This is a genomic window from Streptomyces sp. NBC_00876 (assembly GCF_045207435.1).
Taxonomy (GTDB): Bacteria; Actinomycetota; Actinomycetes; order Streptomycetales; family Streptomycetaceae; genus Streptomyces.
In genome coordinates, this window is sequence record NZ_CP108800.1 from 7,451,524 (window position 1) to 7,464,115 (window position 12,592).

Genomic DNA, 12,592 nt, shown 5'->3' on the forward strand with positions numbered 1-12,592 from the left:
CGCCGGCCCACGGACCCAAGGAGCGCGCTATGACCGGGCACGAGCCCCCCGCCGTCGAGATCGACACCAGCAAGCCGCATCCCGCGCGGATGTACGACTGGTTCCTCGGCGGCAAGGACAACTACCCGATCGACGAGCAGATGGCCCGGCAGCTGCTGGCCGTGGACTCGCGGGGGCGCGACATGGCCCGGGTCAACCGCGCGTTCATGCACCGCGCCACGCGCTGGCTCGCCGAGAACGGCATCCGCCAGTTCCTCGACATCGGCACCGGCATCCCGACCGAGCCCAACCTCCATCAGATCGCACAGGGGACCGCGCCGGACGCGCGCATCGTCTACTGCGACAACGACCCGATCGTTCTCGCCCACGCGGCGGCGCTGCTGCGCTCCACCCCACAGGGCGCCACCGAGTACATCCAGGCCGATGCCCGCAGGCCGGAGGTCATCCTGGAATCGGCCGGCAAGATCCTCGACTTCAGCGAGCCGGTCGCCCTGTCGCTCCTGGCCCTGCTGCACTTCCTGGACGACGAGGACGGTGCCGCCGAACTGGTGGACCGTCTGGTCGACCAGCTCGCGCCCGGCAGCTACCTGGTCCTCTCGCAGACCACCGGCGACTTCAACCCGGAGGGCGCGGCACAGGCGGCCGCCATGTACAGGGCCCGCGGGATGACCCTGCGCCCCCGCACCCACGCCGAGTTCAGCGCCTTCTTCCACGGCCTCGAACTCGTCGCTCCCGGAGTCTCGCTCTCCGCGGACTGGCACCCGGAACTCGGCGAGGTCATCGACGTCCCGGGCGACGAGCCGATCCCGGGCTACGCGGGCGTGGCCCGAAAGCTCTGAGCGGCGGACCGGGCACCGTCACTGTCTGCTGACCGAGCGGGTGATGCCCGCGGAGGTCCCGGCGCAGGCCACAATGGACGCATGTCCCGACGCACCTCACGCCCCCGGCGCCCCTCCGCCGCGAGCGCCCGCACCGCTGCTGCCCCCGACGTCACCGCCGCCTCGCCCTGCCCGTGCGGGCTGCCCGCCACATACGGGGAGTGCTGCGGACGGCTGCACGCCGGAGCGCCGGCGCCGACGTGCGAGGCGCTGATGCGCTCCCGGTACACCGCCTTCGTCGTCCGGGATGCCGGGTACCTGCTGCGCACCTGGCACCCGGATCACCGGCCGGACGTACTCGATCTCGATCCCGGGCAGCGCTGGCAGGGGCTGGAGATCCTGGGGGCGACGGAGGGCAGCGCCTTCCACACCACCGGCACGGTCACCTTCCGGGCGCACTACACGGCCGGCGGGCACAGCGACTCGCTCCACGAGAAGAGCCGCTTCGTCCGGCACGAGGGTGCCTGGGTCTACGAGTCGGCCGTCTTCGCCGACTGAGGCCCGTACCGGAGCGGTGTCAGACCGCCGCACCGGCCGGGGCCGCCGGGGACAGCTCGTGGGCGAGGTCCTCCGCCAGCAGCCGCTTGGCGATCACGTCGACCGCGGCCCGCAGCCGGACATCGTCCGGGCGGCCCCCGTCGTCGCCCAGCTGTTCGTTGAGCCAGGTCGCCCACGCGTCGTTGATGGTCGCGGCCTCGCGGCTGCCCGCCTCGGTGTGGGTGAACAGGTGGCCGTCCCCGGTGAGATAACCCTCCTCGATCATCCGGTCGAAGACGGGCACCAGGACCTCGGGCGGAATCCGGTGCCGGGCGGCGATCAGCCGGAGCCCCGCATGGCCGACCATCCGGGTGAACAGCTCGACCTGCATCACCGCCCAGGCCCCCGCCATGTCGAGCCGGGTGTCGGACGCGGCCACGATCTGCCGGGCCGTGTCCGGGTCCACCCGGCGCAGCACCTTGGCCACCGAGAACTCCAGCAGCCGGGCGGAGTCCCCGGAGCTCGGCGAGGCGAACCCCTCACCCATGTCGGTCGAGCCGGCCCGCACCGTGTCCCGCAGCTTCACCTGCTTCAGGAACAGTGCCACGACGAAGCCGAGCAGGGCGACCGGCACCGTCCAGAGGAACACCGTGTGCAGGGTGTCGGCGTACGCCTGGGCCAGTGGCGCCGACTGGGCGCCGGGCAGCGCGTGCAGTCCCTCCGGGCTCTGGGAGGCCTTCACCAGCACCGCCGGATCGCCGCCCGCCCGCGCCGCCTCCACGATCCCGTCCTTGAGGTTGGGGCCGAGCGCGTTGGAGTAGATCGTCCCGAACACCGCCGTGCCGAAGGCGCTGCCGAGGGTACGGAAGAACGTCACGCCCGAGGTCGCCGTGCCCAGGTCCGCGTAGTCGACGGTGTTCTGCACCGCGATCGTCAGCACCTGCATGGACAGCCCGATGCCGACCCCGAGCACCAGCATGTAAAGCGACTCCCGCCACACTCCGCTGTCCGGACCCATCCGGGAGAGCAGGAACAGCCCGACCGCCATGATCAGTGTGCCCACGATGGGGAAGACCCGGTACTGGCCGCTCTTGCTGACCACATTGCCGCTGAAGATCGAGGCGACGAGCAGACCGATGACCATCGGCAGCGTCCGGACGCCCGAGAGCGTCGCCGAGTCCCCGTCCACGTACTGCAGATACGTCGGCAGGAAGATCATCGCGCCGAGCATCGCGAACCCCACGATGAAGCTGAGGATCGAGCAGACCGTGAAGACCGGATTCCCGAACAGCCGCATCGGCAGCATCGGTTCCTTCGCCCGGAACTCGACGAAGCAGAAGGCGGCCAGGGCGACCAGGCCGAGTACGAACAGGCCGATGATGACCGAGGAACCCCAGGCGTACTGGTTGCCGCCCCAGCTCGTCGCGAGGATCAGGGCGCTCGCCCCGACCGTGACCAGCGCGATGCCCAGGTAGTCGATGACCGGACGCCCCACCGCCTTCACGGACGGAATGGTGCGGGCCGCCGCGATGACCACCCCGATCGCGATCGGCACATTGACGTAGAACGCCCAGCGCCAGGTCAGATGGTCCGTGAAGAGGCCGCCGAGCAACGGCCCGATCACCGTCGAGACGCCGAAGACCGCGCCGATGGCGCCCTGGTACTTGCCCCGGTCGCGCAGCGGGATCACATCGGCGATCAGTGCCATCGACGTGACCATCAGACCGCCCGCGCCGATGCCCTGGAGACCGCGCCACACGATCAGGAGGGTCATGTTGGTCGCGAGACCGCAGAGGAACGAACCGGTGATGAAGATGATCGCCGAGAGCTGGAAGATGATCTTCCGGCCGAACAGGTCACCGAACTTGCCGACCAGCACCGTCGCCACGGTCTCCGCGAGGAGATACGCGGTCACCACCCACGACATGTGGGCGGCGCCCCCGAGGTCCGAGACGATCGTGGGCAGCGCGGTGCCCACGATCGTCTGGTCCAGGGCGGCCAGCAGAATGCCCAGCACGATCGTGGCGAAGACGATGTTGCGGCGGCGCGGATCGAGCAGGGGCGGCGCGGCGGCACTCTGCGCGGCGGGGGCGGTCTCGCTGGCAGTGGTCACCCTTGCACCCTCACACCGCCCCATGTCACCCGCATGCGGAGGACGGCCGGACGTGTCAGGCCAGCAGATCCTTCAAGGAAGCCGTCATCCGCGCGACGAACGCCTCCCGCACCGGCCGGGCCACCCGGTCCAGCGAGAGATACGGATTGAGGTCCTCCAGTTCGACGAGCAGCAGCTCGCCCGTCGCGGTCCGGCACGCGTCGACCCGCTGGATGCCGTGGTCGAGGGTGTTCCAGTCGATGAACGACCGGGCGAAGTCCAGATCCGCCGCACTCGCCTCGTAGGGCTCCAGCACCCACCGCTGATCCGGGTGCGGCGCGTTCAGCGCGTACTGGAAGTCGTGGTCGACGAAGTAGAAGGACACCTCGTAGCGGAAGTCGATCCGAGGCTGGATCAGCTGCGTGCCGTCCGCGTCCGGCTCCGCCTCGGGGGTCCGTACGAAGCGCAGCCCGACCGAGTCCGCTCCCAGCTTCGGCTTGATGACGTAACTCGCGGCCTCGGGCAGCAGCCCCAGATCCGCCGCCCGGTCCACGGTGGGTATCACCGGATATCCGGCCCGGCTCAGATCGACCAGGTACTGCTTGCCGGCCATGTCGCCCCGCCCGGTCAGCGGGTTGTAGACCCGCGTGCCCAGCTCACGTGCGCGTGCGCAGAAGGCGTCGTACGCGTCCTGGTAGTGCAGCACCGGACCGCTGTTGCGCACGACGACGGCGTCGAAGCCGTCCAGCAGCGCGGCGGCGTCGCGGGGGTGACAGAGGGCGATATCGAAGTCCTCCCGCAGCCGGGAGGTCAGATGGATGTCCTCGTCGCAGTAGCGGCGTCCGCGGGCCTCGTAGGCGAGGTCGGTGACGAAGAGGACGGACGGGCGCGGGCCGGCGGGCATGGTGTTCCCCAGGATGTGACAGCGATCGGACGGTCGGCCGGGGCCCGTGCGGCATGCTGCGGGCAGCGAGCCCGCCGACCGGGCGGACACCCCATCCTCGCCAGTGCGCATTCCCGCCGGACACCGGCCCCGTCCTGCCGCTCCCGGTGCGCCCGGCCGTCTCCTCGCCCGGACGGCCGACGCGTGCGGTGGCACGCCCTGTCCCGGGCCGGCACGGACGGCGTTCGCGCGGGCGTCCGGCGGGCTCAGCGGATGTGGCGTCCCGAGATCGCCCGTGCGATGACCAGGCGCTGGATCTCGCTGGTCCCCTCGAAGATCGTGTAGATCTTGGCGTCGCGGTACATCCGTTCCACCGGGTGCTCCCGGCTGTACCCGGCGCCGCCGAGGATCTGGATGGCCTTCTCCGTCGCGGACACGGCGAGTTCGCCCGCGCGCAGCTTGGACATGGAGCCCTGGCCGGCGTCGAAGGTCCGGTCGTTGCGGGCCATCCACGCGGCCTGCCAGATCAGCAGCCGTACGGACTCGATCTCGGTACGGATGTCGGCCAGCGCGAACGCGATCGACTGGTTCTCGATGATGGGCCGGCCGAACGCCTCGCGCTGTCCGGCGTACTCCAGCGCGTACTCGTACGCCGCGCGCGCGATGCCCAGCGCCTGGGCGCCGACGGTGGGGCGGCTGACCTCGAAGGTCGCCATCGCCGCCTGGCCCTTGGCGTTGGAGCCCTCACGGGCGCGGGCGAGCCGGGCGTCCAGCTTCTCCTTGCCGCCGAGCAGGCAGTGCCCGGGAACCCGTACGTCGTCGAGGAACACGTCCGCCGTGTGCGAGGCGCGCAGGCCCAGTTTCTTGATGGTGCGGCTCGCCTCCAGGCCCTTCGTAGCGGGCGGCACGATGAAAGCGGCCTGTCCGCGGGCGCCGAGTGACGGATCGACCGAGGCGACGACGACATGGATCTCGGCGATCCCGCCGTTGGTGATCCACGCCTTCTGGCCGGAGAGCACCCATTCGTCCCCGGCCTCGTCGTAACGGGCCTTGGTGGTCATCGCGGAGACGTCGGACCCGGCCTGCGGCTCGGAGACGCAGAACGCCGCCACCTTCGGGTCGTCCTCGTCGCCGTAACACTGCGGCACCCACTCGGCGAGCTGGTCGGGTGTCCCGGAGGCGAAGATCCCGGCGACGGCGAGGGAGGTGCCGAAGAGCGCCATGCCGATTCCGGCGTCGCCCCAGAACAGCTCCTCGTTGGCTATCTGGAGCGAGAGCCCAGACGGGTCGCCGTACATGTCGGCCAGCGACTCGAATCCGTACAGACCGATCCGGGCCGCTTCCTGGATGACGGGCCAGGGCGTCTCCTCGCGGGCGTCCCATTCGGCGGCCGCAGGGCGCACCACCTGGGCGGCGAAGCCGTGCACCCAGTTGCGCAGGTCCTGCTGTTCCTCGGTGAGCGCGAGGGAGAAGTAGCTCATCGGCTCAGGCCTTCGGGATGTCGAAGTAACGGGTGAGGCCGGAGGCCAGGCCGATATCGCCGGCCACCTTGAGTTTGCGCATCATGAACATCGTGACGGGATTGCCGTTGCCGGACACCAGCTTGAGGAACTCCGCGTCGCCCATCACCAGCGTCGTGCGCGGTTCGGCGTCGGAGCGGCCCTGGCTGACGGTGCAGGCACCGTTCGCGATCGAGGTCTCGTATACCTCGTCGGTGTCGCCGGTGATCTTCCAGCGGATCAGCGCCTCGAGCTGTCCCGCCGCATCCTGGCGGAACTGCTGCCTCATCCGTCCGAAGACCTCGCCGAGGACCCGGGTGCGCAGTTCGCCGTGCATGACCTCGCCGAGCTGCCTGGCGGACAGGCCCTTCACGATCCGCGCGAACTCCGGCGGGGAGACGGCCGCGAAGTCGAGTGCGGCCAGTTCATCGGTGAGGTCGTCGCTGCTGTTGTCGGCCACGCCAGCTCCTTACTCTGGAGTAAACTTACTTTTGAGTAAGGTAAGGGCAGGGTGACGCCTCCGCAAGGCGGGCGCGGTGCGGGGGAGTCACCAGGAGCTGCCGGGGCGCACCGCCAGCCGGGGGTGGTGGGCGGCGAGCACCTTGTTGGCGCGGGCCAGCTCCGACAGGGCCTGCTCGCGGTCGGCCTGGTCCTCGATGCCGAGCCGGGGGCCGCGGAACCTGCGGACCTCGCGCGCGGCGCACTCGGCGTCGAACTCCGCCTCCAGGATGTGTGTCGGGATGCAGGAGCCGATCAGCGCGGCGACGCTGTCGGGAATGGGGACGGGGACGAGCAGGTGCGGGGCGGTCATGGGGGTTCCCTCTCGAATGGTGGCCAGGAGGTGGGGCGTTGCGGCCGCCGGGTGGGCGGCCGACTCCTCCATATGTACGGGACGCAGTTCCGGGTTTCTCGTTGAGAACGTCTCCGTGTGGCAACCGTTTGGGAGTGACCGGATATTTCCCCTTACCCATAAGTAAGTTGACGCGCAGTGAAGGCCGTGATCCGGCCGGAAACCGTTCTGCGGACGGGTGGACTACCGGGCGGTGCCCTCGCTGCGGGCCTGCAGCTGCAGCGCCCGCAGTACCGCCTCGGTGGAGAACCTGCTCTCCGGGTCGATCAGTTGCTCACCGAAGATGGACTCGAGGTTGCGCATGCGGTAGCGGACGGTCTGGGGGTGCACGTCCAGCAGTTCGCCCATGTGGGCGGCGGTGCCCCGGGTGTCGAGCCAGATGCGCAGGGTCTCGACCAGCCGCTCGCGGCGGGTGGCGCTGATGCCGGCGATGGGCGCGAGCTCCCGCTGGGCGAGCTGATCCAGGAGGGCCGGATCGGAGAGCAGCCACAGGGTGATGAGGTGGTCCTTGCAGAGGATGAACGGCGCGTCGTCGATGACGCCCGCGTCGACGAGTTCGAGGATCCTCCTGGCCCAGCGGATCGAGTCCGAGGCCAGGGCGGTGGGAACGGTCAGCCCGATCGCCGCGCGGGTGCCGAGAAGCGCCTGGTCGAGCATGGTTCTTCGGGCGTCGTCGAGGGGCCCCGGGATGAGTAAGTGAGGCTGGGGGTCGCTGAGATCGACCAGGATGTCGCGGTCGGCGCTGAGCCGGTCGAGCCCGGCGGGAGCACGCGCCGCGACCAGGGTCACCTCCTCGGGAAGCGTCCATCCGGTCTGCTCGCACAGTTCGGCGATGGCGCTGCGGGGCACGGGGCGCCCGGCCAGGATCAGGTGGAGCAGGCGCCGGCGCATGGCCTCGCTCTGTTCGCCGGTCTGCGACTGCACCTCCAGGAATCCCTCCCGGGAGAGCGATTCCAGCTCGTCGACGTAGGCGAAGAGCGCGTCGGCGAAACTGAGCATCAGGGTCGGCGAGAAGTTGTAGCTGCGGCCGACCTTCTTGGCCCGGCGCAGCGCCACGCGCGCGCCGAGCCGATAGGCGCCCTGGAGCGTCTCCATGGTGCGGCCCTCGTAGGCCTCGAAGCGTCCGAACCTGCGGCACATGTCGTCACGCAGTGATGTCGATGACGACGGTTCGGCGACCAGGTCCACGAACGAGGAGAGGCTCTGCTCGACGCCGACCCGGATGGACTGGCCGTTGGGGCCGCTGAGCAGGCGCGCGTACTCCGGATAGGCCCGGGTGACCTCGACGCCGATCTCCTTGATCAGGCTGGGCAGTTCGGGCCGCATGATTGTGGCGAATTCCTGGGGGAGCGGTCCCAGCGGATCCCCCGTGTCCAACGGTGAAATGACTTTCGGCATGGCGTGTCCCCTAGCTTTCCGGCGCCCGGTGGGGGGTGAGGCGGTGGGGGAAAGCGCTCCCACGAACCGACAGGTGCGTACCGAGTTCGCGATGAAGATAGACCAAGTCAGCGGTGGTGCCCACCACTTGAACAAGATCGAAGTGCAAGGGGCACACATCTCGGCCCCGTTGTGGTGCTCCGGTGCAGGTGGGACGCGAGTGCTCACTTCCGGACAATGTTTTTTGGACATTTACTCCTGCGGGGACAAGAAAGTAACCCTGGGTAACGGCAAGTAGGGGTCGAGCGGGGTGCGAGGGGCCGGATGAGGAGTGGCCCGGGTGGTTTCAGGGGTGGCGGGCCGGCCGGTGCTGGATAACCGGGCCGGATTTCCAGGGATCCTCTAATTCAATTCGACCCGCGGGGGAGTGCTATCGCATTCGGGGAAATCACGGATTCCTGCCGTGGCGGAAATCGGCTCGTGATCGCTCCGTGGTGGCGGGCTCCTCGGCCGTGCGGTTGGCCGGTTGCCGGCGTGCGGGGTGGCGCGGTGCGGGCGACGAGCTGCACCGTACGGCATTGCGCCACTGTATGGACGATCTTACCGGCCGGTACGGGGGTGCCGGGCGGTCCGTCCGCGGGGCGCCCACCCCGGTCCGGGGTGAGCAACCCGAGGTTGTACGAGGCACGTACTCGCGCGTAAGTGCTCACTTTCGTATAGAAAATCGTGGCGATCTGCTGAGTTCTCGCTAAGTCGGAATGAGTTTATCGGGAGCGTCAGGGAATTTCTGTGCCGGGTATTGCAGCGTTGGGCTACTGGCTCGTAACGTTCGATCCGCACGGAGTTCGATCACGCAGTCGAGTCCTTGGACTTCTGCGTTCCACGAAGTGAGCCGCCCTCGTGCCGAGCCCAATACCGGGCATGGTGCGAGGCATTCGGGCACGTCCAACTCCACCCCACCGGAGGGTAGTTCCGTGAGAACGATCATCAGCCGCTCCCTGTTCGCCACCGCCGTCGCAGCCGCCGCGCTCGGCCTCGCCGTCACCTCGGCCTCCGCCACCGCGCAGGCCAACTTCACCATCGTCAATCCGAACGCGGACGGATCGTTCACGGCCTCGCTCAAGGCCGGTACGACAGCCGACCTGCTGGACACGGCCACCAACCAGTCCGTGACCTGCTACTCCGCCACCGCGAGCGGCCTGGCCACCAACGGGACGCACACGGGCCCGCCGCTGGCCACGATCACCTCGGCCACGTTCGGCGACCCGGTCAGTGACCCCTGTGACGGGCCGCTCGGATCCTCGTTCAGCGCCGTGTCGACCTCCACGATCAATCTGAACGCCGCCAGCTACAGCGGTGGGATCACCTCGGGCTCGCTCTCGAACGTGAACGTGACCATCACCGGAGACACCCTCTTCGGGGTGTGCACCGCCAAGATCTCCGGAACCGCGAGCAACGCCGCGTACAACAACGCCACAGGTGAGCTGTCCATCACCAACGGCGCCGGCCTCACCATCTCCAACGTGAGCAACTGCGCCTCGCTGATGAACAACGGCGACGCCGCCACGTTCTCGGCCGTGTACAAGCTGGCCAAGCCCATCACCGTCACCTCACCGTGATCCGGTAGCGACCGCGATGGCCGGGGCTGCGCACCGGAGGGCTTCCTTCCGGCGCGCAGCCCCCATCCGGTCGCTCCGGGTCCGCACCATTTCACTCGCACCCCTCCATCCCGTGGAGCACCTACATGCTGACGGTGGGCTGTGTGGCGGACGTACTGTCCCCGCATGGTCCACGGGTGCTGGATCACGTTGTTCCCCTGTGCACCGACTGGTTGGCTCCGAGAAGATGATGGGTTGGCGAGATGAGATTCAGGACGAGCCGAAGGCGGCGGGCGGCGCATGTCGGTACCGTCGGCGTGCTGGCTCTGGCGGCAGGTCTCGTGCCGGGAACGGGTTCCGCGAGCGACACGCAAGTGGCGTCGGCCGAGCTCACCTACACCTGCGGCTTCCCGGGGGGACCCCAGCCGGTTGCCGTACAGGTGTCGGCCGGGCTGCCGGTGACGTCCAGTACCGGCTCGGTGATCCAGCCCGAGGACGTGACCGTCTCGCTGACCCTGCCCCGCACGTTCCTCGCTGATTTCCTCGGCACCGGCGCGAAGCAGGTGTCCGGCGTCACGCAACTCCTCACCGAGGTGACGCAGCGCGGCGAAACGACCGAAGTGCCCTGGCAGAACCTGGCTATCGCCGAAACGACCGTCGCCGCGGATGACGATGTGCGGGTACGGGCCACGGGGGCCGTGCCCACCATCACCCCGCGGTCGAGCGGCGACATCGCGTTCACCCTGGGGCAACTCGATCTGGAACTGGTCACGGATCCGGCCGACGGGACAGCCGCGGCACAGCCGTCGTTCCCTGTCTCCTGCAAGCCGGCCGAAGGCGGGCCGGTGGAGCTGGGGACCGTCCGTGTGCCGGCCGGAGCCGTGGAGACGCCATCGGGCTCGACAGCGGTGGAGCCGCCAGGTCCGGAGATATCCCCTCCGGGGCGCCGGTCGCAGAAGGCCACCGCAGGGGAGGGCGAGGTCCCGCTGGGCAAAGCGCTGCCGCCGGAAGGCTGCTACTTCCCTCCGGGCATGGAGCCCAAGCCGGTGCCGCCGCCCACCGGCGGTATCAGCGGCAGCGGGTACATGGGGGGCTACTCGAACGCCGAGAAGCTCAACGGCGCAATGCTGTTCAAGGACCCGGGATTCCTCAACCTGCGCATGAACTACGCGCTGAGCGCCAACCTCGTCTGTTCCGACGACACGGCCACCTGGCTCATGACGGACGCGACACTCGACTACCACGGCAAGCCGCAGATGCCGCCGACCGAGGCGACGTTCCTCACCTTCGGATTCATGCCGACCACCGCGAAGGTCGAGATGACTCTCGACGGAAAGATCGACATCGCCACCATGGCGTGGCGGAAGCGGGACCCCGACATGCGGTTCCGCGAGACGACCATCGCGGCCGCCGACATGTCGGTCCGGCTCTATGACGTGAAGGTCAACGGAGTGCCGCTCGACGTCGGCTCGCAGTGCCGTACCGCCCGGCCGATGCGCCTGAACCTCAGGGGCGACGGGGCGACGGGAGGCCGGCCGCCGAAGCCGCCGTCGGGGTACACCGTGGTCGGCGGCGGACCCCTCACGGGGTATGCCGAAGTACCTCCCTTCAGCGGATGCGGCGTCACGGAGGATCTGGACAGCGTGTTCACCGCCTCGGTGTCCGGCAAGGGGAACTACGTCAAGATGACGCAGGCTCCGCTCTGCGTGGAGAGCAACCCCAAGTCGGTCTGCCCGCCCACCAAGCCCACTCCCGAACGCTGAAGCAGGCGCACTCGCGCCGCAACACTGACCCACTCTCCTCCAGAAAGGCTGGACCCCTTCATGAGTGCTGCCCCGAGCCGTGTCAGACCCGCTCTTCTCGGTGCGCTGGTGGCGGTGGCCGTCGGCATTCCGCTGAGCACCTCGCCGGCGAGCGCCGCCTCCGCCCAGGCAATGAACGGCAACTGGGCGCCCTTCAGCCGGTGCCCGGTCGACGACCCGGCCATGCTCGCGGCGGACGGGTCGACGGACATCGCGATATGCGTGGCCTCGCACTCCGACAGCGGCTCCATCAAGCTCGGCAACACCGCGGCGACGACCGGGGCGAACGACCTTCAGTTCGGCGTCGTCCGCAACGCGTCGACCGGGGTTGCCCGGGTCGTGGCGCCCCAGGGTGGCTCGATCATCGGCGCGCCGACGGAGATTCCCGGCGGCCTGCTGGGAATCATGTGCCCCAACGGCGTACCGGTGATCTCCGGAATCTGTAACCAGTTGGCAGACGTCAACCTCAACCGGGTCGTCGCCACGGTGGAGTCCGCGGGTACGCCCAGCAACTTCGATCTGAGCGCGGGGATGCAGAGCGGCAAGGTGATCGTGGACATCCCGGTCCGGATCCACCTGGAGAACACCTTCCTCGGATCCAAGTGCTACATCGGGACCAGCTCCAGCCCGGTCGTGCTGCGTCCGCAGAACCTCACGGCGCCGGCCCTGGCCAGCCAGCGCTTCGATGCCAGTGGCACCCCCAACACCAGGGGCCTGCTGAACCGCGTCGCCCTGACCGGCAACAACCAGGGGGACAGCGGCTTCGCCGTACCGGCCGTGAGCGGCTGCGGGCCGCTGACCCTCGGCGAGCTCAACTGGGCGGTCAACCTCAAGACGGGTCTTCCGTCGGCGGCGGGCAACAACAACCTTGTGCTGAACAACGCCTCCACCTACACGGCGGGCCTGACCGCCCCGGGCAGCTCCGCGCCCAGTGCCGGACAGGCGCTCTCGGACAGCTGGCACGCCGGAGTGGTGCAGTAGGCCCTCACCGGCCGGAAAGTCCATGCGTGCGCCCCGCCCCCCGTATCGGTTCGGGGCGGGGCCACCGTGTGAGGGCGCCCGGTGAAGATCCGGATCTCGCGGACTCACAGGCTCGCGATGACTATCGTCTGTCCCGTGCCGGGCTTCGCCGACGA

General features: G+C 69.1%; 11 protein-coding genes. 5 read left to right on the forward strand and 6 right to left on the reverse strand.

Translation table 11 applies throughout. The annotated features are described in order from the left end of the window. Positions 1-29: 29 nt before the first annotated feature. The gene (locus tag OG782_RS32610; protein ID WP_406457181.1) at positions 30-839 is read left to right on the forward strand and encodes an SAM-dependent methyltransferase; all 810 of its coding nucleotides are present in this window, start codon (positions 30-32) and stop codon (positions 837-839) included. 81 nt (positions 840-920) lie between these two features. Further along, positions 921-1,376, forward strand: coding sequence for a YchJ family protein (locus OG782_RS32615; protein ID WP_406457183.1), 456 nt, complete (start codon positions 921-923; stop codon positions 1,374-1,376). Between the two features lie 19 nt (positions 1,377-1,395). Here the strand turns inward: OG782_RS32615 and OG782_RS32620 are convergent, their stop codons facing one another. The 6 genes from OG782_RS32620 to OG782_RS32645 form a co-directional block, all read right to left on the reverse strand. Further along, entirely contained in the window at positions 1,396-3,468 is a 2,073-nt protein-coding gene (locus OG782_RS32620) for an MDR family MFS transporter (protein ID WP_406457185.1), read from the reverse strand. A 55-nt stretch (positions 3,469-3,523) separates the two neighbouring features. Continuing rightward, positions 3,524-4,351 (reverse strand): hypothetical protein, encoded by an 828-nt coding sequence (locus OG782_RS32625; RefSeq protein ID WP_406457187.1) that lies wholly within the window; start codon positions 4,349-4,351, stop codon positions 3,524-3,526. A 245-nt stretch (positions 4,352-4,596) separates the two neighbouring features. Beyond that, positions 4,597-5,811 carry an acyl-CoA dehydrogenase family protein gene (locus tag OG782_RS32630; RefSeq protein WP_406457189.1) on the reverse strand — a complete coding sequence of 405 codons (1,215 nt, stop codon included), beginning with the start codon at positions 5,809-5,811 and terminating at the stop codon, positions 4,597-4,599. 4 nt (positions 5,812-5,815) lie between these two features. Then, complete coding sequence (locus OG782_RS32635; protein WP_406457191.1) at positions 5,816-6,289, reverse strand: SCP2 sterol-binding domain-containing protein; 474 nt, start codon at positions 6,287-6,289, stop codon at positions 5,816-5,818. A gap of 87 nt (positions 6,290-6,376) precedes the next feature. Beyond that, positions 6,377-6,640, reverse strand: a complete 264-nt coding sequence (locus tag OG782_RS32640) for a hypothetical protein (RefSeq protein ID WP_406457193.1) — start codon at positions 6,638-6,640, stop codon at positions 6,377-6,379. Between the two features lie 222 nt (positions 6,641-6,862). Next, positions 6,863-8,077, reverse strand: coding sequence for a helix-turn-helix domain-containing protein (locus OG782_RS32645; protein ID WP_406457195.1), 1,215 nt, complete (start codon positions 8,075-8,077; stop codon positions 6,863-6,865). A gap of 953 nt (positions 8,078-9,030) precedes the next feature. On the opposite strand from OG782_RS32645, the gene OG782_RS32650 reads away from it, so the two are divergent. The 3 genes from OG782_RS32650 (at position 9,031) to OG782_RS32660 (ending at position 12,437) form a co-directional block, all read left to right on the forward strand. After that, complete coding sequence (locus tag OG782_RS32650) at positions 9,031-9,675, forward strand: hypothetical protein (protein ID WP_406457197.1); 645 nt, start codon at positions 9,031-9,033, stop codon at positions 9,673-9,675. 296 nt (positions 9,676-9,971) lie between these two features. After that, positions 9,972-11,417 (forward strand): DUF6801 domain-containing protein, encoded by a 1,446-nt coding sequence (locus tag OG782_RS32655; protein WP_406457199.1) that lies wholly within the window; start codon positions 9,972-9,974, stop codon positions 11,415-11,417. Between the two features lie 60 nt (positions 11,418-11,477). Next, a complete protein-coding gene (locus OG782_RS32660) occupies positions 11,478-12,437 on the forward strand; it encodes a hypothetical protein (RefSeq protein ID WP_406457201.1) in 960 nt (319 codons plus the stop codon). Positions 12,438-12,592 lie beyond the last annotated feature (155 nt).